Raw genomic sequence first — 21,502 nt, 5'->3', positions numbered from 1 at the left:
GATATTATTAATTGGCAGATACTATTTAGAATGAGTTAAAAGAGCACTTCTACACATTCCATATGGTTGCCAATTACACTCCTCACATGCGTAGTCAAATTTCTCTAAAGACATTTTCTTTCTAATTCTTTTTAATGCTTTACTCCAGGTCAAAATCTCGCCAATTTTTATTCCTAAAATTTCCATATGCCTTCTATCTAGCTCTAAAACTTTAGCTTGTGTGGTACATTTACCTTGTTTAGTCTGGTTTGGGCAAACACTACAAATAGTGTCAAGATTATCAACTACTTCGATTTTAGTATTAGGATCACTAATTACTTTACTTGCTATCTTTTTGTAATTTTCTACAAAGCTCTGAGAATATCCATAACCTTGAAATGCAAGAGTGCACATAAAATGATGAGGACGAAACCTTATCACTTTTTCAAATACTGCAAAGCTGCTACAAGTAGAAAAATTTTTACCAAACCAGGAAGGATGAATGGTAAAACACCTACCATTATTGCTTGTTTCAGACCCACGTAAATAGTAAGCCAACTAATACCACAAATAAAGATTACGAATGTACCCGCCAGACAACTTAAAGAATTACACATAAATGATTTATATTTAGAGTTCAGTAATTCATTTACTCTGCTCATTACTACAACAGCAACTAAACAGCCAATCAAATATCCACCTGTTGGCCCGAGAAAAATGTGATAACCACTAGAAAAATTCGCAAAAACAGTCAATCCTGCTGCACCAAGTGATAGATATGTAAGCACAGAATAGAATGCTGTTCTGCGGTTAAATTTAAGCCCAATAAGCATTACTCCTAAAGTTTGCAATGTGATAGGCACAGGCTGCAATGGTATGCTTATTTGAGCCATCAAGAATAAAAGTAAAACGCAAGACAATATTTCAGCCAGTGTTGATCTGCTGCTAGATTGTGTTATAAACATACTTTCCCAATAAAAATAACTTATTAAATGTCATATATGTGTATGAGAGGTTTTGCAATTTAAATTTTGCTCATATTGTGCTACAATGAATTATTTATGCACTATTAAACTAAAAATGATGAGTAAACAAGATCTATTATCGTTGATGAAAGCAAGACACAGCGGACGTTCATACGATCCTACAAGAGCAATATCTCAGGAAGACATGGATATTTTAATGGAAGCTGTAAGGCTGACTCCCTCATGTTTTGGTGATGAACCCTGGAGATACGTAATATGCAACAAACAGAACAATCAAAGCGCATGGGAAAAGCTGTTAAATTGCCTTGATGAATCTAATCAAAAGTGGGCAAAAGATGCACAAATACTAATTATATCTCTAAGCGCTAAGAATTTCCGTAAATCTGACAAAGGTGAAAATTTTTGGGCTAATCACGATACTGGTGCAGCAAATTATGCACTTATGCTACAGGCTGCAGCTATGAACTTAATGGCTCATCAAATGGGTGGATTTGATAGAGATAAAATAGTAGAAAAATTCAACATATCCGATGATTTTAATGTAATATCAGTGATAGCGGTTGGTTACGAAGAAGATGGCGCTGAAACAAGTAAGAAAAAAAGAAGACCAATAGAAGAAATATTTTTTTATGATGAGTGGCCAAAAACTAGTTAACTTACTTTGACCACCCCTCTCTCAATACCTTAAAAATAGGATTATCTGGTAAGTAATTTTTTTTATTGTACCTTTTTCAATTGCTTGCCAGTCTTTCCATGAAAGCTTCTCGTTTCCAAGTTCATAGTCCATACCGTCCCACACGTCTTCACGAAAACCATAAACAGCAAAGTGCCAATTATATTCATTAAAAATAGAAGTAAGATCTCGAAAATAGCTCTCTAATCCTTTTGAACAGCGATGCCCGCCAAACTCTCCAACAAAGATCTTATAATTTGGTATATTATATTTCTCTTGGAAAACTTTGACTGGTTCTATATATGATCTGAGTGTATTTCTATTCCAGTACTCTTTTTTATTTGTGTCAGCAGAACAAATATATCCTGGATAGAAAAATTTCCCCTGGTTTAGTTTTAAATTTGTATAAACAAAAGGCTCGTATATGTGAAATGAATAAAGAACATTGTGATCATTAAGTGGTTTTAATTTGTCGAAAGCCTGAGGATCGCCATAACTACTGCTGTCCAGTATGATAGGGGTTTTTAGGTCAATGCTTTGTTCTACGTTATAAATAGCCGAATCTGCAGTATTATAAAGCCTTTCTGGATGTGGTTCATTTAAGATATTATATCCAACAATAGCAGGATGATCTTTAAGCTCTTTCGCAAGATCTTGCCAAAATTTTGCTGCTTGTTTTTGAAAAGCTTGATCTGACCATAAACGTAAATCATCTTTATCGTTATTATTTTGCTTCCATCTAGATCCAGGTAAGCTAAGCATCGTTAATACTACTGGTATTTTTTATTGATGAAAAGCATCTAAAACATCTTTCAGAACTTTCAGATCTTTGGAAATCAGGCCAGGATAATTGTCTGCATTGCCTAAGAGGAAGTCACGTTGCGTAGTTTCAAATTTGTCAGGAGCAAGACGAATAAAACCAATTTTGTATTCCTTTGCTGATTTGATTAAGTCACTATCAACTTTTCTATTGAAAACATTTGCTCTCTTTCTAACTCCAGTTTGCCAAAAGAGCATTTTGCTGTTCTCCGGTATTGACTTAGCACTCACATTACAGAAAACTATAGAATACAAAACAGCTGTAATTAGAAGAAAAATTTTCACTTATGTAATTTTGCTATAATGGTAAGTAACCTAACAAACAAGATCCCGTTTGTAAAGATGCACGGTACTGGCAATAGTTTTGTTATCATAGACTCACGTTCAGCAAATAATTTAGACTGGAATTATAGACAAATTGCTGATCAAGGCAGTTGTGATCAAGTGATAATTATAACAATGTCTAATGCTGCAAACTGCTTTATGCATATCTACAATGCTGACGGTAGTCGAGCTGAAATGTGTGGAAACGCAGCACGCTGTGTTGGATATTTGATAATGTTAGAAAAAGGTACTGAATATATCACTATTGAGCTGATAAATAATCGTATCTTAGAATGTTTTAAAGTGGGTGATAAATCAATAAAGGTCAATATGGGTAAACCACTGCTTAAATGGAATGAAATTCCTCTTTCTTGTGAATGCGATCCCCTTTATCTACCTATAGAGCTTGAAATGCTGAAAGAGCCAGTTGCAGTAAATATTGGTAACCCTCATATAGTTTTTTTTGTTGATAACATAAGCGAAATACCATTGCAGAATTTAGGACCAAAGCTAGAAAATCACGAATTATTTCCTCAGAAAACAAATGTTAGTATTGCACAAATAGAAAAATCTGGAGAAATAAACTTAAGAGTTTGGGAAAGAGGAACAGGTATTACTGCTTCATGTGGTAGTGCGGCTTGTGCAGCATTTGTTGCATCTATACTTCGTAAGTGTTTGGCTACTAAACAAACTTCAGTACATTTACCAGGAGGTCATTTACTGATTGAGTGGTCAAAAAATATACTGATGACTGGGGATATAGGGTTTTTATGACCTAGGCTAGGCACTGACACTCATTACTTCTAACACCTTTTTACCAATCACAGCAGGGGTTTCTGCAATCGCAATCCCAGCACTGCGCATAACCTCTAACTTTGCACCAGCACTTCCACCGCTGGAAGAGATGATTGCTCCAGCGTGTCCCATACGTCTTCCTGGAGGTGCCGTTTGGCCTGCTACAAAACCAACGATTGGCTTTTTAGTTTTTTCTGTTTTCACAAAATGTGATACATCTTCTTCTTCGTTTCCACCTATTTCACCAATAACTACAATACCATGAGTATCGTCATCTTTTAAAAAGAGCTCCATACAGTCAACAAATGTCATACCATGAACTGGATCCCCCCCAATTCCGATACATGTGGATTGACCAAGACCAACAGCGGTTGTTTGTGCTACTGCTTCGTAAGTTAAAGTTCCGGAGCGAGACATAATTCCTATGTGTCCACGCTTATGGATATGGCCAGGCATAATTCCTATTTTGCATTCTTCAGGTGTAATAATTCCCGGGCAGTTGGGACCAATCAATTGACTTTTTGAGCCGATAAGCGCACGCTTAACTTTCACCATATCAAGTATAGGAATGCCCTCTGTAATACAAATTATCAATTCTATTTTTGCATCTATTGCTTCAAGTATTGCAGCAGCAGCAAATTTAGCAGGTACATATATAACTGTGGCATTTGCACCGTTTTTTTCTTTGGCTTCTGCTACAGTATTAAAAACCGGTAAATTAAGGTGAGTGCTACCACCCTTTCCAGGAGTTACACCTCCCACCATTTTCGTTCCGTAATCAATTGCTTGCTCTGAATGAAATGTGCCTTGTGCACCAGTAAAACCCTGGCATATTAATCTTGTATCTTTGTTTACTAAAACGGACATGCTTTATTTCACCTCTTTTACTATCTTTTGCGCAGCATCACCCAGTTCATCTGCAGCAATAATATTTAATCCTGACTCTTCTAAGATTTTTTTTCCTTCTTCAAAATTAGTACCTGATAATCTAACCACTAGAGGAACTTTAATGCTCATTTCTTTTGCAGCCGCAACAATTCCACTTGCGATAATATCGCAACGCATTATACCACCAAATATGTTAACCAGAATTCCTTTTACGTTGCTATCAGACAATATGATTTTAAATGCTTCAGTTACAGTTTCTTTACTCGCTCCACCACCAACATCCAAAAAGTTAGCAGGCTCTGCTCCGTAGTATTTTATTATATCCATTGTTGCCATCGCAAGACCTGCACCGTTTACCATGCAACCAATACTGCCATCCATTTTGATGTAACTGAGCCCATACTTTGAAGCCTCTATCTCTTCTTTCACTTCTTCATCATAATCACGAAGTTCCATAATTTCTGGGTGACGATATAAAGCATTGTCATCGAAATTAATTTTCGCATCGAGCGCAATAAAATCTCCAGAATTTGTTTCAACCAGTGGATTAATTTCAATTTGGCTCGCGTCAGTTGCAATAAACGCATCATATATTTTTTTTGCAATGTTCGATATCTTTTCTATTTGTTCTGGACTCAAATGAAAACTGCTGCTTAACTTGCTGCTATCAAAACTTGTAGCAGAATCAATATCAAATTTCACAATTTTTGCAGGAGAATTTTTTGCCACTTCTTCGATGTCCATTCCACCTTCTGAGGAAAATATGAATATTGGCCTACTGAGCTTCGGGTCGATTACCAGGCTTAAATAATACTCTTTCTTAATGCTTGAGCCTTCTTCAACGTACACTTTTCTTACTTGCTGCCCGCTTAGCCCTGTTTGATGAGTAACTAAAGTCATACCAATCATGTTCTTTACAAACTGTTGAGCTTCTTCAACTGACTTTGCTAGCTTTACACCACCAGCCTTACCCCTACCACCTGCATGAATCTGAGCTTTAACCACAAACACGTCAGATTTTAGTTGATTTATTTGAGTTTCTACTCCTTCTGCAGATGTAGCAACAAAACCCTTTGGTACCGGGACATTAAACTTGTGTAAAATTTCCTTTGCTTGATATTCATGAATATTCATAAGATAACTAATTATTAACCTTAGTAAAAACTACCAACCATAACGCTGTCTTCTGCATTCTTGCTGATACCTCTTTTTCCTTGCTTCAGCTTTTTTTTTAGCTGTTTTCTCTGATTTCTTTTCGTGATATTTTTTTTTCATTTTGAGCCCTCTTCCTTCCTTTTGAATTATTTTTCTCAACACTGGAAGAGCTCTATCTACATCACCATAATGGACTGATACTTCAATCAAACTCTATACCTCCTTCGGTAATCACTTCAAAATCCATTTATAAATTAGAAAATTAACATTGTCAATTATTTTATAAACTTGAGCGATAGAATATGATATGCAGTGATTTATATGAAAAAAGCTTCATTCTGCTGTCAATCATTTACTTGCTGATAAAAATTGCTCTTAGGTTACAGTGCTCTTGTAATTTTTCTAATCTCGGGGCGGAGAGATTTGAACTCCCGACCCTTTGGTCCCAAACCAAATGCGCTACCAGGCTGCGCTACGCCCCGACTTCTTTACTAAGAGTATCGATAGTTCGGAAAAATGCAAGTTTCATTTATTTCTTTTAGGAAAAATATAATGCAGATTTCTTTATATAGAGTGTCAAGTTGCACTAGCCATATTAAAAAATCTAGCTATACCAATTGGTGAAGGTTAATGCAGCAACTACAGCAGTATCAACTCTCAAAATTCTTTTTCCTAGACTCAGTTTCTGACAAAATTTATTGGCAGAATCAAGTTCGTAAGATGAAAAACCACCTTCGGGGCCAACAATAATAGCAACGTTTTTCTTGCCTTTTAGAACTTTATTAGGAGGTTGTCCTTCACCTGTTTCATCACACAAAACAAAATTTTTATTCTGGGAATCGGATAATTCACAAAAATTAATAGGAAGAAAAATCTGTGGTATACTTGTCCTACCGGATTGTTCCGCAGCTTCAATTGCCTGTAATTTCGCTCTACTTAGGTTAATGTTTTTTACTACTGTACGTTCTGTTGAAATAAATTGAATGCAGGTTACTCCCATTTCAGTTGCTTGTCTTACTATGTTGCTTAAGGCGCCGCTTTTTACCAGAGCACAATACAAATATAGATTTTTTTCATGTTGTTGTTGTTTAGTGCGTTCTTTTATTATAATTTTTGTCGATTTACTTGATATATTCACTACTTCTCCTAACCATTCTCCATCCTTTCCATTAAAAAGATAGATGTTATCATGCTTCTTAAGCCGCATTACATTGTAAATATAGTGACTTTGTCGTGGATGAAGCGCCAAACTTACATTTTGTGATAAAGCTTCTTCAACATAAAGCCTAATTTTTTTCATTCAAAACTTTAGTTATTTGCATTCTGTTTGAGTGACTCTTACGGGATTTGAACCCGTGTTACCACCGTGAAAGGGTGGTGTCCTAACCACTAGACGAAAGAGTCGACTTGAATCTAACTGAGTTATATCGATTATACATATAAAGTCAATTCAATTATTTTGAATCACACAGTTAGAGTGATATATCAGTGATTTTATATCGACAGCCTCCTATTACCCCATGTTCAATGCTTACTGAACCTATCTCAGATTTAGGAGCTTTAGATCCTAAATCTAATTTTTGTTCAACTTTTGTATCTGAATCATAGCCAGAATCGTATCCAGAATCTCTACGCTCAAAATTTTGCCTTATTTCTTTTACGTTAAAGCCAGCCTTGGTCTTGATTTGCTGACTTATTAGTACTTTGCTCATTTAGTTTTACTTGCAAATTATTCACTTTATCCTTCACTAATCCATGATAAGTCCCAGAATTATCTTTTATATGTTTTGCTTGTCTTTCTGATCTCTTTTTCGATAAATCTACTTTAGCCATAAATAGGCTCTGGTTGCTCTTTATGATTTAAGCTGGTGGGCTTTTTTTGCTCTGAGAAATCATCTACATCTTCATAAATAGGTTCTCCTGATATACTAGAATAACCACTATCTTTCAATGATAAATTTTCGGTAGATCTTTTATGCAAATCATATACTTCAGCATAAATGGATTCTTCCGATACGCTCAACTCTTCTAATGAGTTACTAACCTTAGCGTCATATACCTCATCATAAATGGGCTCTTTTAAAAGTAAAATATCATCATGTTCAAAAATTCTAGGAGGTTTTTTAGGTGAGTTGGCCTTAAATTTTAGCTCTACTTCCTCTTTAAGCTTGTCACAACTTTCCGTTTGTTTCAAAATCTCCAATATTTCTTTTCTTTCTTTTTTTATTAGCTCACCAAGCACTAAACAACATTTTTCTTTACGATCTTTGAGACTGTCCTTATCTCCGTACTGCTAGCTTCTGATGCTATTTTGTATTGAAGGATTACATTTCCTATACTATTATTTATTTCATTAATATTTGCTCCAGCACTAATAAGTAACGTCATTACATTATGATCAAGATTTGTTACTGCATACTCTAAAGCTCGATTTAAAGTTTGATCATTATTCAAGTCAAATGACCCCTTGTTCCTAAAAGGATTAATTCTAGAAAAGAGTTTTTCAAAGCTGTTTACTATATTATGAAGACTTTAAGCTAGCCTCACGCCTCTTATATTGCTATTTCTAGCAGATTTAATTAAAAAACTATCTACTATACCCATGATTGTACCCCTCTATATAAAAGCTCACCATTGTGGTACAATTTTAAACTATAACGATTTATTTTATATTAATAACCGCTTTTCACACCCACTTGACAAGAGGCGGCATCGACATCATAATTGCATCGGGGTTACCATTAGTCATTAAACCAAACCTTGTACCACGATCATAAAGAAGATTGAACTCCACATATCTGCCACGTTTTATCAATTGTTCTTCTCGTTGTTCTTTTGTCCAAGATTTTTGCATATGTTTGTGTATGATGTGTAAGTAAATTTCTAAAAAGGCTTCACCTACTGCTTTTGTGAACTCAAAATCATTTTTCCAGTTGCCAGAAGTTAGATTGTCATAAAAAATTCCACCAATACCACGTGGCTCTTTTCTATGTTGTAAAAAAAAGTAATCATCACATTGCTTTTTAAATTTCGGATAATATTCGATGTTGAACTCATCGCAAGTTGCTTTAATTGATTCGTGAATATACTTGCAATCTACCTCATCTTTATAAATTGGAGTAAAGTCCATTCCTCCACCAAACCATTGTTTTGAGGTATATATCAGCCTTGTGTTCATATGTGCTGCAGGGATAAGGGGAGATTGCATGTGAGACACTAAAGATATACCGCTTGCCCAAAACTCTCCATTGCTTTCACTTGCACCAGGAATTTCATTAATGGCTGAGTCTGCGAGCTTTCCGTATACTCTTGAAACGTTTACTCCAACTTTTTCAAAAATATTACCAAAGATAATTGTAGATTCACCACTTCCTCCACCTGGTCGGTTCCACTTTCTTTTTTCGATTTTTGGTTCTGTGAATGACTGTACCTCAATTGATAAGAAAGATTCGGTGATCTTGTTTCTCAGTGCGCAGAACCATTCAAATGCTTGTGTCTTTTGTTTTTCCATAATACCTTCTGTTGGCTTGTTAATATTATTGTACTCTATATTTACAGGACTTAATTAGATTGGGATAGTAACTACCCATCAAGGATGTTAATAAATCTATAATAATTAAATCAATATAGTAGAATATTTTTATATGTGCAAGGATGCCAAGCAATAATAATGAGTAAAAGATACATAGATAACAAAAAAGAGAACAGAGTTGACTTCATACTAAGAAATTATGGGATGTCAATTGTTGTGATGGCAGTCATTATGTTCTTACCTCCAATAGCAATATCAGTACTCTATTTTTCTAATGTATATAGTCAGCATGTTAATATAGAGATTAATTTATTAATTAGTACTCTAATGACTCTCTTTGTGGTATATAATATAAAACGTTACAAGTATCTACTTAATATCATAGAGTTTCAAAATGCAATATTTGCAAATGCGCTGAATCATAATACAGAGTTTTGTCTCATTTTACATAAAGATGAGGGTATTATTTATGCTGATGCGAGGTTCTACGAAAGGTTTAAAGATCACATAAACGATGATGTTACGCTAGATAAAATTCTTGAAGCAGGAGATGTTTCAGAAAAAGACAGAAAATCACTCTATCATGCGTTAAGAAATAACACTTCTGTAAAAGTATGCATTTCCTTAAGCAAGAAGAGTAGAATATCTAACTTTCTTTTGCTCTCTGAACCAATACCGGATAATCCACAAATTGCTATAAATAGTAATAAGACTTTAAATTTATCATTAGCCCCAATAGCAAGACCGAGTGGGTATTTTGTACTGAAGGCAACACAGGTAAACAAAGAGCAGGTATATGAAGAGTTGATAGAGAAACACAATATAGCAACTTACGTTGCAAATACAAAAGGAGGTATCTTATCTGTAAATAAAAGATTTTTAGACATGTTTGAACTAAAAAAATTGGAAAAAGGTAGCTCAATCAATGATTTTATATCTCAATCTAAGTATGACGATACAATAACCAAAAATGAAATTATGTTTTTTACTATAAGCGGTGCTCCATTTAAGGCTTATATGAGTACTGCTATATTTTGTGATAAATACAATCATAGCTATATACACGGCTTTATAACACCAACTGAATCAAATATTGTTGATTATCAACTACACCCTTGTTTTACAAATTCGTCAATTGCTATTGCACAATGCGACATAAATGGCAATTTTATAAAGAAAAATATAGCATTAGTAAAACTTGCGGGGTCAAATAATGGTTCTATCTTTGCATTGATATCAGATGGTTATCATATGAAAGTGCGTGAATATTTTTCAAGTAATAGGATAAATAATGCGTCCTTTGATGTGCAGCTCAATGGCGGTAATAACATAAAAATATATTTTAATAAGTTTCTTCATAATAAAGTGATGTTCATACTTTGTTATTTTATTGATAATACTGAACGTAAAAAACTAGAGATAAAACTTGAGCATTATCAAAAGGTGCAAGCTATAGGGCAATTAGCAGGTGGTATTGCACATGATTTCAATAATATATTAACCGGAATAATAGGATTTTGTGATTTGCTTTTACTCCAGCACTCAGCTAGCGATCCATCTTTTGGAGATATAATACAGATACAGCAAAATGCAAAACGTGGGTCAAATTTAGTAAGACAACTGCTTGCTTTTTCAAGAAGACAGACTTTGCAGCCAAAGATTATTAATGTAAATGGTACGATAGCTAATCTTTATGAAATGATCAAAAGATTAATAGGTGAAAATATAAAATTTAATATTTATTATGGTAGCGATTTGGGTGCTGTTAGGGCTGACCAAGGACAATTAGAGCAAGTTATGCTTAACTTAGCAGTTAATGCTGGTGCTGCTATGGAAAAGGGGGGAGAGTTAACTATACGAACCTTTAATCAAAAGGTTGATTCATTAAATTCTACACCTCAGGATATGTTTTCTCCAGATAAGGAAACGATTGAACATGGGAATTATGTTGTGATTGAAGTGATTGATACTGGATGTGGAATGACGAGTGATATAATTGAAAAGGCATTTGATCCATTTTTTTCTACCAAAGATATTACTTCTGGTACAGGTCTTGGCCTCTCTACTGTATATGGCATTATTAAACAAACCGAAGGATACATCTATGTTGCTAGCAAAGTGAATCATGGAACTAAATTTAGCATATTTTTGCCCATAGTTTACATATCAGATAAAAATGATGAAGAGGAAGATAGTAAAGAAATAGAGAAACCGGTAGAGATGAAAGGTAATGGTATAATTTTATTAATTGAAGATGAAGATTCAGTAAGGGAATTTACTGCTAAGGCTCTTACAAGAAAAGGATTTAATGTAATAGAAGCGAGTATAGGCAGCGAGGCACTAGAGATCATTAGAAAAAAAAATCAACACATAGATCTAATAATCACTGATGTAATCATGCCAGAGGTGAGTGGTCCAGAAATAGTTAAAGAAACATTGATACATAGGCCAAACATCAAAGTTATTTTTATTTCTGGGTATGCAGAGGATGCTTTTTTAAAGAGCGATGAAATCAATATAGAAGACTTCCATTTTTTACCCAAACCATTTACTCTGAATGAGTTAGGAAATAAGGTTCAAAGTGTGTTACACAAGACAAAAAAAGGCAGTTTACTTTGAGCATGATTGGCAACAAAAAAAAATTTCTAATGCAAAAATTTCTTGCATATATACAATAGAGTTATTTTATACATAAGATGAAAGGCGTGAGCAAGATCATTGCAATAGTAAATCAAAAGGGTGGAGTTGGTAAAACCACAACTAGTATAAATTTATCGACAGCCTTTGCTGCTGTGGGAAAAAGTACTTTATTGGTAGATCTTGATCCCCAAGGGAATGCTAGTACAGGGCTCGGGGTTTCTTATCGTAGTAGAGAAGAAAAAAATATATATAAAATACTGCTGAGCAACGAAAGTGAATTGGTAGAGTCGGCAATTTTTCATATAAAGGAAATTCCAAATTTATCGTTAATTTCATCAGTGGTTGACTTATCAGCTGCAGAAATTGAGCTATCACAACTTGAGCAGGGAAAATTCGTACTAAAAGACACTCTAGAGAAAGTGCGTGATAATTATGAGTACATAATCATCGACTGCCCTCCATCACTTGGTCTGCTTACTATCAATGCTCTGACCGCTGCTGACTCGATTATTGTTCCTCTTCAGTGTGAATTTTTCGCTCTGGAAGGATTGAGCCATTTAGTTAAGACTGTAGAGCTGATAAAAAGAAATAACCTAAACCCTTTCCTGGCAATAGAAGGAATATTGCTCACAATGTATGACAGACGCAACAAACTTAGTGAGCAGATTAAAAATGATATTTGCCAATATTTAAATGATAAAGTATATAAAACTATTATCCCCTTATATGAGACCATTATTCCACGTAATGTACGGTTATCAGAAGCGCCTTCTCATGGAAAACCTGCTATTGTATATGATCTTAAGTGTCCTGGTGCACAAGCATATATAAGTTTGGCAAAAGAAATTTTCAAGAAACACATGAGCATCTGTAAAGAGAAGAAGCTGATAAGTGAGGGTGCAGCGTGAAGGACAATAGGCGCTTAGGTAGAGGTCTTGCTGGCCTCATAGGCGATAATTATGATAATAAAGAAGATCGGTTACCTATTTCATTACTACACCCGAGCAAATTTCAGCCGAGAAAATATTTTGATGAGGAGTCATTGAAAGGACTTGCAAGTTCGATAGAGAAAAATGGCATTATACAGCCTATTGTGGTGCGCAAAGATCCAAATGATGACGATTATGAAATAGTAGCAGGGGAACGTCGTTGGCGGGCAAGTAAAATTGCAAATCTTGATAGTGTGCCAGTCATCATAAAAGATTTAAATGATAAGGAATGCTTAGAAGTATCGATAATTGAGAACATACAGAGGCAAGACATTAATCCAATAGAAGAAGGTGAGGCGTACAGAAAACTAATAGATGAATTCTCCTATACACACGAAGAATTAGCCTTAACTTTAGGTAAAAGCCGCAGTCACATAACCAATATGATACGAATGCTGTCACTCCCTAATGGAGTAAAAACAATGATCAACGAGAAAAAATTGTCTATGGGTCATGCAAGAGCATTGATTAATGTTGAAAATGCGGAAAGTATTGCAGAAAGAATAGTTTCTCAGGGCCTGAGCGTTAGACAAACTGAAAAATTGATAAAAGACTTACAACAAAATAACGACCGAAAAGAGCATAATTGTACTAAAAATCAAGATATGGCAGCATTAGAAGGAGCTATATCTTCTCAGCTTGGTTTAAAGATCAAAATTAATGACAGTAATTCTAAGGGTAAAGTCATGATACGTTATAACAACTCAAATGAATTGGATTTTATATTGAAAATTTTGAATAGAAGACTTGAATCAGCTATTAATGTCGAAAGTAGCTCATAGAAATTTCTTGACAAACCTTCCCACTTTCCTTGCAATGGAAGTGAAATGGTGGAGTTTGTCAAGTAAGTTATTTCGTTTCTACCTTCAATAAAAATTTGCACGCAATAGCACAGAAGCATACGTTGCTATTCCCTCATTTCTTCCAATAGAACCTAATTTTTCCGCTGTGGTTGCTTTGATATTTACGAATTCACCATTAATTTCTAATATTTTTGATATGAATTCCTTCATTCCTGCTTTGTAAGGCGATATTTTAGGCTCTTCACAAACTATAGTAATATCTAAATTAGACACGCTATATCCTTTTTCCTGTGCTTTTTTAGCAGCAAAGTCAAGAAAATGAGATGAATTGCAATCCTTCCATTTAGAGGAATTAGGAGGAAAATGTTCTCCTATATCGCCACATCCTAGTGCTCCGAGTATTGCATCAACGATTGCATGTATTGCAACATCACCATCGGAATGTGCCTCTATTGCCATATTATGCTCAATTTCCACACCGCAAATTTTTATAAAGCTCTTAGCATCATTTTGAATTTTAACAAATTTATGTATATCATAACCGGTTCCGACACGGAATTTTGGCTCTCCAAAGAGAAGTTTTGCCATATTGATATCCTCTTTTGTAGTTAACTTAAAATTCTTTTTCTCACCTTCAATAATCGCAACATGTTTTTTATGCTCCACCATTAGTGATGAATCATCAGTAAATTCTTTGACTGACTGATGGCACGATAATAATTCTCTGAAATTAAAAATTTGAGGGGTTTGTATGGCTCTAAGTTTTTCTCTTGAAATCGCAGATTCAACGAAATTATTACTCACCAACGATATAGTATCCTCGACTTCTATTGCTGGAACTACTCCTGTATATTGACCATTAATCATAGATTCAATCAAGTTATTTATTAGAATATTTGATACAAAAGGCCTACAAGCATCATGTATAATAACAAAATCTGGATTGATCTTTTGCAAACTCTCCAGTCCAAGTTTAACTGAACTCTGCCTGCTTTTTTCTCCACATACTGGACTCAGCAATTTAGTATCTATAGTTGATGACGTAACTTCTTTATAGAAATCTTTTTGACTTTCATTTACTACCACTCTTATGTAACTTATGTACTGATTAGCTAAGAATTTTCTAATTGTGTGAAATAAAACAGACTTACCTGCCAGTTTTATATACTGTTTAGGGATTTTGGCATTGCATCTACTGCCTACTCCTGCTGCAACTATTAATGCTGCTATCTTGTATTCCTCAAGTCTGTTAGTGTACATGCTTATCATTTTCGTTGTTAATACAAGTTATCTAGCATTTTAAAAAAGTTTGATCCAATTCTCAAAAAAGAATATTCTTTTACTAGGTGTAATATATGTTAGAGGGAAATAATGCACGTTGCTAAGTATAATAAAGAAAATGAGATACATCTTATATTTTTTCATGGAATAGGTGATAATTATAAAAATGCGTCCAGGTATATACAAGATAGATCTACATATCTCCATAGGTCTAATTTCTACACTCATGCACATAAATACCCAATTGCATTTCAAAACTATATAACTTACGCAATAGCTAGTTTCTTATTTTTAGGAATATCCATATTATCACCCGCTCTGATATTATTTACCAACCCAATGACGTCTAGGACAGCGAATTCAGCAATATTAGCAGCTTTGATTTGCACTTTTTTGTCTATATCAATACTCATGATTCCATTTATAAATAAGAATAAAAGCTTATCTCAGTCTTCGATAAAAAAAATCAATGAATTAATGGACAAGGGTGTAAAACCTGAAAACATCATACTTTTCGGCCATTCCTTTGGAGGAGCAGTTGCATCAGAAGTATTAAAATATTTTACAGACAAAAATATTAAACTTGGAGGCGTTATTTTTACTAGCACTTTCAGCTCTTTTCATAATGCAATAAAGCATTTTCCAATTCCTCAAGCAAAAATTTTAAGTGTACTGCCCTCATGCTTATTGAAAAAGATGCTTAAGGTCCTAAATTTAGATTTTGATATAGTAAGCAATATACAAAAGCTACAAAATGATAATATACCAATAGTAGTCATTAATCATGAAAGAGACACCTTAATACCATATCCTGCACAATTGGCAAAGGCAGTAGATGATCTATTGTTAAATAGAAATTCGATTAAGATCGTTAATCTGAGAGGCTTTACAGATAACCCGCATAACGGAGTTTTATCTAGTTGGCAATTGAGTGAAAATTTGGCTGATCTCATGCCTAATAAAATAATGAATAGATAGTACTTACAAAAAACTGTATATTTTTCGGTAAATTAACTATTCTAAACACATGCAAAAACGTCATATAACTATTTGTTTTGTACTGCTTTTCATAATAGGGGCATTATTTTTGATGCGTCCTATGATTGTTCCGTGTCTAATATCTGTTTTTGTTGCACATCTATTTAACCCGCTAGTAACCAAGTTTGAAAAATATAGAATACCACGTTCATGTTCTGTAGTTTTTATAATACTTACCTTATTGATAGCTTTTATATTAGTTATCACATTTGTTTTACCTATTATATATTTTCAAATTACTTTAATATTAAATTTCTTAGTGAATAAGATACCTTCATTAAAGCTTAAAGTGATTCCTTCTGTGCTAGAATTTCTTAATATAAAAACTGAAGATAGTTTATTTGATCACTTGTCTAAAAATCTAGTAGAAAATTACAGTGATTATATATCTTATTTTATAAATGCTCTTAGCATGGGCAGTAATCTTATAATTCAAGTGCTAAATTCAAGCTTTAATTTGATTTACATGGTATCATTAATAGCTATTACGCTTGTGGTGTTTTTTTATGTATTACGTGATTGGCCTGCAATTGTAGAAAAGGCTAATAAACTAATTCCCATTCTTTACAGAGAAAAAGCTGCAGGTTATTTTTCCAAAGTAGATTTCATTATATCTAATTACCTAAAGGGACAGTTAAACGTATGTATAGTCATGATGATCTTTTACTCCGTGGGCCTTAGCATAATTGGGCTGAAGCATTCTGTAGCTATTGGAATTTTATCAGGAACATTAACATTTATACCCTATATAGGGCCATTATTATACACTATTATCGGATTTTTGAGCGCCATTACTCAATTTAGTGGATGGTTTGAAAGTACTGCTGTCTTGCTATTATTTAGTGTTGGTCAATTAATAGACTCAAGCATATTAGTGCCTTTATTAATAGGAAAAAAAGTTCATATACATCCAACTATCATTATTTTAGGAGTTGTCATATGCACCTCATATTTTGGGTTTATAGGTATATTATTTTTTATTCCAATAATAGTAATGTTCATTGTATTAGTAGAATATGCAATCAATAAATATTTTGAAAGTGAGCTTTATAAAAATGGCTAATTAGTTCACGATAAAAAGAAAAAGGACCCCTGATACATTTGAGAGATGCAAGTAAATTTTTATGCAAAAATTATTATCAAAAAGTAGTAATGTAAGAGGCTTTACGTGCAATTAAATTTATTTAGCAATAATCAAGTTGATTATTGCTGGCAAAACTATATCACCTTAGACGAAAATAAGCACGTATATAACTCAATAGTTAACGATTTATCTTGGAAATGCCTGATTCTTTTTGGACCTAACAGCTCTGGAAAAACTCACCTTGCTCATATTTGGCAATCAATAAACAATGCAATTTTTATCAATGTGAATAATTTTGTAAGCGAAATTAGGTATAGCGATGCGTTTATTTTAGAGGATGTACAAAACATTAAAGATGAGGAAATGTTGTTACATTGTTATAATTATATGAAAGAAAATGATAAGAGACTGCTAATCACTTCTTCAATTTTACCAAAAAAGCTTAACTTCAAACTAAGAGATTTAAGCTCCCGAATATTGTCAACTACCAGCGTAAAAATTTTGCCTGCAAGCGAGGAATTATTAAGAATTATGCTAATAAAACGATTTTCAGATAAACAGTTAAAAATTGATTTAAAAGTGATTAATTATATTCTAGCAAGAATAGAACGTTCTTTCCACAGCATTAATAAAATTATAGAAAAAATAGATAGTGAATCCATAGGATCAAATGTAACCATTCCTTTTATTAACACTTTATTAAAAAAAAGTCCCAAGTGATTCCTTCTGCTGCAAGACATTTGTTATATATATTAAAGATTTATTAATACCCATACAATAATGAAGTTGAAATCACTATCTCTTTATGTTAAAATTATAATAAATGCTATGATGTAATAAGCATAAACAGACATAGCTAAGGGATATTTTATATGATAGTAAAACTTACTTTACAGGATGTTTTTTATAGATTTGATGTTATAATTGAAATATGGTAAAAATAAGATCAAATTTAAAAAAAAGGTTAAAACAAAGGTTTGTAGTACTTACTTTATTGATAAATGTTTTATTTATCTCATATTTTCTTATAAAAAATACAAAAAATACTTTCAATCAAATTATAGTCAAAGAAATAAATATAGGAGCTGATAATGAAAAATAAACAACCACAAAATAAAAAAGAGGATCTTTACATAACGTATTACATAGATACTTTGGTTTCCGAAAAATCCTCTACACAAAATACTTTGGAAAGTTATCGTTCAGATTTACACCAACTTGAAAAATTTTTATTAGAAGGAGGCACTACCTTAGTTGGTGCAAGTAAAGCTAATATTAAAGATTATGTAAACTTTTTACGTACACAAAAGAAATATAAAACTAGCTCTATATCAAGAAAAATATCTGCTATCAAAAATTTCTATAAGTGCCTATTTAATGATGGAATAATAGATTTTAATCCAGCACCGGCTAATGATAATGAATTAAGAAATCCAAAGGTTTCCCGTCCTTTGCCTAAGTATTTAAGTGTTCAAGAAATATTTTTGCTCATGGAAACAGTAAAAAAATCAGCAAGCGGATCGAATAAAGAGATAAGCAGTAAAAGGCTATGTGCAATTTTAGATATTCTTTACTCTTCCGGGATGCGTGTTTCTGAACTAATCAATATGAAGTTATGTGAAGTATCACATTTAGTAAACAGTAATGGTAAGGAAGGCTACATAATAATAAAGGGAAAAAGTGGCAGAGAAAGGCAAATCTTTTTTAATCAACAAGCATTGCAAAGCCTTAAAGATTATTTATCAATTCGTGACAATCTGCTCCCTAACAACAAAAAATCTGATTGGCTATTCCCAGGTGATAAACCTAATAAACCAATTACAAGGCAAAGAGTTGGTCAATTAATAAAGGAATTAGCAAGAAAGTGCGATATTGATGAAAATAAAATCTCTCCACATGTGATTAGGCATTCTCTTGCTACCCATCTACTGAATAGCGGAGCAAATATTGTGCTGATACAAAAAATTCTTGGCCATACTAATCTTTCTACAACACAAATATATACTCATATTGCTAACGAAAAGTTGAAGGACAAATTAGCTGATTCTCATCCTATTACTCAGATGATCAATAATTAAACTTATTGCTTTTAGTTTTGTAGTAAAGTTAAATTCAAATAAGTTTACGTGTGTTTGTGATTGCAAGTTTATTATTTAATTTACTCCTTATATTATGGGAAGTATTCTATACTTTAATTACTCTTCCTGTAGTTTTCTTTCCCGAGTGTGTAATAACCATTTTCCTTGTTTGCTCGGTGAGAGTTGTATTATTCATGTTGCGTTTATTATGTGGCATTAAATATGAAGTGAGGGGAATGGAAAACATTCCTAAGCAACCTTTTATAATTGCATCTAAACACCAATCTCCATTTGAAACATTTATTTTTATACTACTCTTTAGAAAAGCAGTTTTTATTTTAAAACGTGAATTGAAATGGATTCCATTCATTGGTTTGCATCTCATGGCATTAAAAATGATTTTTATTAACCGCTCAGATGGTATTAGTTCTGTGCGTCATATCATGAAATTAGCAAAAGTGTGTATAAAAGAAAATAGAGGCATAATAATATTTCCTGAAGGTACAAGAACAACTATAAACCAAAATATAAAATATCAATCGGGTATTGCTGCTTTATATAGCGTATTATCTGTTCCTGTGTTACCGATTGCTTTAAACACTGGTTTGTTTTGGCCAAAAAGCATACTTTCTCTGAGAAAGAATCCCGGAAAGGCGGTAATAGAAATATTACCTCCCATATATCCTGGGTTAAACAAAAATGAATTCTTGCAAAGTTTAGAAAAAATCATTGAAGAAAGAAGTAGTAGATTAATTGCAGAAAAAACTGATATTGCAAATTAACAAAAAAACTTTATAATTAAAAGAAAAGTACAGGTATTAATATATGGCAAATCATAAGAGTGCTAAAAAAATGATGAAGGTAATAGCAAAGCGTACTTTAGTAAATAAGATGCGAAAAAGCAAAACTCGTACTGCTATTAGAAGATTAGTTGATATAATCAAGTCTGGTGATAAAGATAATGTTGTCTTGGCATTTCGGAATGCTGAATCCAATTTACACAAATGTGTAAATAAAGGTGTCATTCATAGGAATACCGCTGCGCGTAAAATAAGTCGCTTAAATGCAAAAGTAAAAGCATTGATGACCGCTTAATACGGTTAATGTAAAGTTAGCTGTATTAATATATACTCTTCAGTTTGTATATTCTGTATAAAATTAAGTAGCTCAAGTGATGGATAAAAAAGCATTATTGGAACTAAGTAATGGGTCAAAAATTGATCTACCCGTATTAAATGGAACAGTAGGTCCTGGCGTGTTAAATATCAAGGATTTATATAAGAAGACAGGATTATTCACTTACGATCCAGGGTTTGTTTCTACAGCTTCATGCTCTTCTACAATTACATTCATTGATGGAGATGAAGGAGTTCTTAAATATAGGGGACATAATATAGCTGATTTGGCAGAGAATAATAATTTTACTGCTGTGATTTATTTATTGCTCTATGGTGAATTACCCAGTTCAGAGCAACACAAAAAATTTCTTCTCAAAATACAAGAATCATCCAAAGTATCAGAGCAAGTTACAAATGTAATCAAAGCATTTCCAAAAACTGCTCACCCTATGTCGATTTTAGTTGCATGTTTTGCAAATTTGTCAGCGTCTTACCATGAAATGCATGGCAACAATGTCAATGGTGAAGATTTAGATTTTGGAATTTCTGCAATAGCAAAAGTTCCTGCAATTGTTGCAATGATTTATAGACATATCAACAATCAGGAATTCATAAATGCTAATAATAAATTAAGTTATAGTGAGAATTTCTTAAATATGATATTTGGCAGTGCTGTTAATAATACCCTTTTTGTAAAAGCTCTGGATAAAATATTTACTCTTCATGCTGATCATGAACAGAATGCTTCTACAGCAGCTGTCAGATTGGTAGGGTCAGCTGGTTCTAATCTATTTGCAAGCCTGTCTGCAGGAGTTGCTACACTTTGGGGTCCAGCACACGGTGGAGCTAATGAGGCAGTTATAAATATGCTAAAAGAGATAGAGCAAAGTGGAGATGTAGATAGATTCATTGAGAAAGCTAAAGATGATAAAGATCCATTTAAGCTAATGGGATTTGGACATCGTGTTTATAAAAACTATGATCCGCGCGCGCTTATATTAAAGGATGCTTGTCATGAGATTTTAAGCAAACTAGAGCAAAACAATGAATTACTTGAAATTGCAAAAAAACTTGAAGAAATAGCTTTAAAGGATGAGTATTTTATTACACGTAAGTTGTATCCAAATGTTGATTTTTACTCAGGTATAATAATGAATGCTATCGGTATCCCTTCAAGTATGTTTACACCCATTTTTGCACTTGCAAGAACCACTGGTTGGGTTGCCCAGTGGTATGAAATGGTAAACGATGAAGAAACCAAGATTTGTAGGCCAAGGCAGCTATACCTTGGCAAATAAACTTTCATTCACAATTCGTCCT

26 protein-coding genes and 2 tRNA genes are annotated in these 21,502 nt (G+C 33.3%); 12 read left to right on the top strand and 16 right to left on the bottom strand.

What is annotated here, in order from left to right; all coding sequences use genetic code 11:
- Positions 1 to 21 precede the first annotated feature (21 nt).
- Both OPR44_RS08540 and OPR44_RS08535 read right to left on the bottom strand, forming a co-directional pair.
- Positions 22 to 420: a DUF1284 domain-containing protein gene (locus OPR44_RS08540; RefSeq protein ID WP_265014947.1), complete on the bottom strand. Its 399-nt coding sequence runs from the start codon at positions 418 to 420 to the stop codon at positions 22 to 24.
- Entirely contained in the window at positions 417 to 944 is a 528-nt protein-coding gene (locus OPR44_RS08535) for a biotin transporter BioY (RefSeq protein ID WP_264377600.1), read from the bottom strand. Before OPR44_RS08535 ends, OPR44_RS08540 begins: the two co-directional genes overlap by 4 nt.
- 85 nt (positions 945 to 1,029) lie before the next feature.
- Here OPR44_RS08535 and OPR44_RS08530 point away from each other — a divergent pair, with 85 nt between their 5' ends.
- On the top strand, positions 1,030 to 1,620 hold the full coding sequence (locus OPR44_RS08530; RefSeq protein WP_264377599.1) for a nitroreductase family protein: 591 nt from the start codon (positions 1,030 to 1,032) through the stop codon (positions 1,618 to 1,620).
- 21 nt (positions 1,621 to 1,641) lie between these two features.
- Here the strand turns inward: OPR44_RS08530 and OPR44_RS08525 are convergent, their stop codons facing one another.
- Positions 1,642 to 2,400, bottom strand: a complete 759-nt coding sequence (locus tag OPR44_RS08525; RefSeq protein ID WP_265014946.1) for a glycoside hydrolase family 5 protein — start codon at positions 2,398 to 2,400, stop codon at positions 1,642 to 1,644.
- 21 nt (positions 2,401 to 2,421) lie between these two features.
- Positions 2,422 to 2,655: a hypothetical protein gene (locus OPR44_RS08520; RefSeq protein WP_265014945.1), complete on the bottom strand. Its 234-nt coding sequence runs from the start codon at positions 2,653 to 2,655 to the stop codon at positions 2,422 to 2,424.
- Positions 2,656 to 2,760: 105 nt separating this feature from the next.
- Here OPR44_RS08520 and dapF point away from each other — a divergent pair, with 105 nt between their 5' ends.
- A complete protein-coding gene (gene dapF / locus OPR44_RS08515) occupies positions 2,761 to 3,555 on the top strand; it encodes a diaminopimelate epimerase (RefSeq protein WP_264377595.1) in 795 nt (264 codons plus the stop codon).
- A gap of 6 nt (positions 3,556 to 3,561) precedes the next feature.
- Here the strand turns inward: dapF and sucD are convergent, their stop codons facing one another.
- The 11 genes from sucD to hemF all read right to left on the bottom strand — a co-directional run bounded on the left by sucD (position 3,562) and on the right by hemF (position 9,130).
- A complete protein-coding gene (gene sucD, locus OPR44_RS08510) occupies positions 3,562 to 4,443 on the bottom strand; it encodes a succinate--CoA ligase subunit alpha (protein WP_264376525.1) in 882 nt (293 codons plus the stop codon).
- A gap of 3 nt (positions 4,444 to 4,446) precedes the next feature.
- On the bottom strand, positions 4,447 to 5,598 hold the full coding sequence (gene sucC, locus OPR44_RS08505; RefSeq protein ID WP_265014944.1) for an ADP-forming succinate--CoA ligase subunit beta: 1,152 nt from the start codon (positions 5,596 to 5,598) through the stop codon (positions 4,447 to 4,449).
- 30 nt (positions 5,599 to 5,628) lie between these two features.
- Complete coding sequence (gene rpsU / locus OPR44_RS08500) at positions 5,629 to 5,829, bottom strand: 30S ribosomal protein S21 (RefSeq protein WP_007302350.1); 201 nt, start codon at positions 5,827 to 5,829, stop codon at positions 5,629 to 5,631.
- Positions 5,830 to 6,027: 198 nt separating this feature from the next.
- Positions 6,028 to 6,101: transfer RNA gene (locus OPR44_RS08495), tRNA-Pro, on the bottom strand.
- A gap of 122 nt (positions 6,102 to 6,223) precedes the next feature.
- Positions 6,224 to 6,919 (bottom strand): 16S rRNA (uracil(1498)-N(3))-methyltransferase, encoded by a 696-nt coding sequence (locus tag OPR44_RS08490; protein ID WP_015588133.1) that lies wholly within the window; start codon positions 6,917 to 6,919, stop codon positions 6,224 to 6,226.
- A 32-nt stretch (positions 6,920 to 6,951) separates the two neighbouring features.
- Positions 6,952 to 7,023 (bottom strand) — tRNA-Glu (locus tag OPR44_RS08485).
- Positions 7,024 to 7,091: 68 nt separating this feature from the next.
- A complete protein-coding gene (locus tag OPR44_RS08480) occupies positions 7,092 to 7,331 on the bottom strand; it encodes a hypothetical protein (RefSeq protein WP_265014943.1) in 240 nt (79 codons plus the stop codon).
- Entirely contained in the window at positions 7,282 to 7,452 is a 171-nt protein-coding gene (locus OPR44_RS08475; protein ID WP_265014942.1) for a hypothetical protein, read from the bottom strand. The genes OPR44_RS08480 and OPR44_RS08475 overlap by 50 nt, the downstream gene beginning before the upstream one ends.
- Entirely contained in the window at positions 7,445 to 7,861 is a 417-nt protein-coding gene (locus OPR44_RS08470) for a hypothetical protein (RefSeq protein WP_265014941.1), read from the bottom strand. Before OPR44_RS08470 ends, OPR44_RS08475 begins: the two co-directional genes overlap by 8 nt.
- On the bottom strand, positions 7,861 to 8,073 hold the full coding sequence (locus OPR44_RS08465) for a hypothetical protein (protein ID WP_265014940.1): 213 nt from the start codon (positions 8,071 to 8,073) through the stop codon (positions 7,861 to 7,863). Before OPR44_RS08465 ends, OPR44_RS08470 begins: the two co-directional genes overlap by 1 nt.
- A gap of 232 nt (positions 8,074 to 8,305) precedes the next feature.
- Positions 8,306 to 9,130, bottom strand: coding sequence for an oxygen-dependent coproporphyrinogen oxidase (gene hemF, locus OPR44_RS08460; protein WP_265014939.1), 825 nt, complete (start codon positions 9,128 to 9,130; stop codon positions 8,306 to 8,308).
- Positions 9,131 to 9,289: 159 nt separating this feature from the next.
- On the opposite strand from hemF, the gene OPR44_RS08455 reads away from it, so the two are divergent.
- From OPR44_RS08455 to OPR44_RS08445, 3 genes are all read left to right on the top strand, one after another.
- Positions 9,290 to 11,770 (top strand): response regulator, encoded by a 2,481-nt coding sequence (locus tag OPR44_RS08455; protein ID WP_265014938.1) that lies wholly within the window; start codon positions 9,290 to 9,292, stop codon positions 11,768 to 11,770.
- An 86-nt stretch (positions 11,771 to 11,856) separates the two neighbouring features.
- Positions 11,857 to 12,699 carry a ParA family protein gene (locus tag OPR44_RS08450; protein ID WP_264378059.1) on the top strand — a complete coding sequence of 281 codons (843 nt, stop codon included), beginning with the start codon at positions 11,857 to 11,859 and terminating at the stop codon, positions 12,697 to 12,699.
- Entirely contained in the window at positions 12,696 to 13,562 is an 867-nt protein-coding gene (locus tag OPR44_RS08445) for a ParB/RepB/Spo0J family partition protein (RefSeq protein ID WP_264377592.1), read from the top strand. The genes OPR44_RS08450 and OPR44_RS08445 overlap by 4 nt, the downstream gene beginning before the upstream one ends.
- An 84-nt stretch (positions 13,563 to 13,646) precedes the next feature.
- Here the strand turns inward: OPR44_RS08445 and ispD are convergent, their stop codons facing one another.
- The gene (gene ispD, locus OPR44_RS08440) at positions 13,647 to 14,852 is read right to left on the bottom strand and encodes a 2-C-methyl-D-erythritol 4-phosphate cytidylyltransferase (protein WP_264377591.1); all 1,206 of its coding nucleotides are present in this window, start codon (positions 14,850 to 14,852) and stop codon (positions 13,647 to 13,649) included.
- Between the two features lie 102 nt (positions 14,853 to 14,954).
- On the opposite strand from ispD, the gene OPR44_RS08435 reads away from it, so the two are divergent.
- From OPR44_RS08435 to OPR44_RS08405, 7 genes are all read left to right on the top strand, one after another.
- Positions 14,955 to 15,842, top strand: a complete 888-nt coding sequence (locus OPR44_RS08435; protein ID WP_265014937.1) for an alpha/beta hydrolase family protein — start codon at positions 14,955 to 14,957, stop codon at positions 15,840 to 15,842.
- 49 nt (positions 15,843 to 15,891) lie between these two features.
- Positions 15,892 to 16,965: an AI-2E family transporter gene (locus OPR44_RS08430; RefSeq protein ID WP_320157099.1), complete on the top strand. Its 1,074-nt coding sequence runs from the start codon at positions 15,892 to 15,894 to the stop codon at positions 16,963 to 16,965.
- Between the two features lie 105 nt (positions 16,966 to 17,070).
- Positions 17,071 to 17,706, top strand: coding sequence for a DnaA ATPase domain-containing protein (locus tag OPR44_RS08425; RefSeq protein ID WP_265014936.1), 636 nt, complete (start codon positions 17,071 to 17,073; stop codon positions 17,704 to 17,706).
- Positions 17,707 to 18,077: 371 nt separating this feature from the next.
- Positions 18,078 to 19,064, top strand: a complete 987-nt coding sequence (locus OPR44_RS08420) for a site-specific tyrosine recombinase (RefSeq protein WP_010404031.1) — start codon at positions 18,078 to 18,080, stop codon at positions 19,062 to 19,064.
- 56 nt (positions 19,065 to 19,120) lie between these two features.
- The gene (locus OPR44_RS08415; protein WP_320157114.1) at positions 19,121 to 19,846 is read left to right on the top strand and encodes a lysophospholipid acyltransferase family protein; all 726 of its coding nucleotides are present in this window, start codon (positions 19,121 to 19,123) and stop codon (positions 19,844 to 19,846) included.
- 43 nt (positions 19,847 to 19,889) lie between these two features.
- Entirely contained in the window at positions 19,890 to 20,159 is a 270-nt protein-coding gene (gene rpsT, locus OPR44_RS08410; protein ID WP_068652228.1) for a 30S ribosomal protein S20, read from the top strand.
- Between the two features lie 79 nt (positions 20,160 to 20,238).
- Positions 20,239 to 21,480 (top strand): citrate synthase, encoded by a 1,242-nt coding sequence (locus OPR44_RS08405; protein WP_265014935.1) that lies wholly within the window; start codon positions 20,239 to 20,241, stop codon positions 21,478 to 21,480.
- The last annotated feature ends 22 nt before the right edge of the window (positions 21,481 to 21,502 follow it).

This window comes from Wolbachia endosymbiont (group B) of Camptogramma bilineatum (genome assembly GCF_947251825.1).
Taxonomy (GTDB): domain Bacteria; phylum Pseudomonadota; class Alphaproteobacteria; order Rickettsiales; family Anaplasmataceae; genus Wolbachia.
The sequence above is the reverse complement of the archived record's forward strand: the minus strand, read 5'-3'. Positions and strand labels throughout refer to the sequence as shown.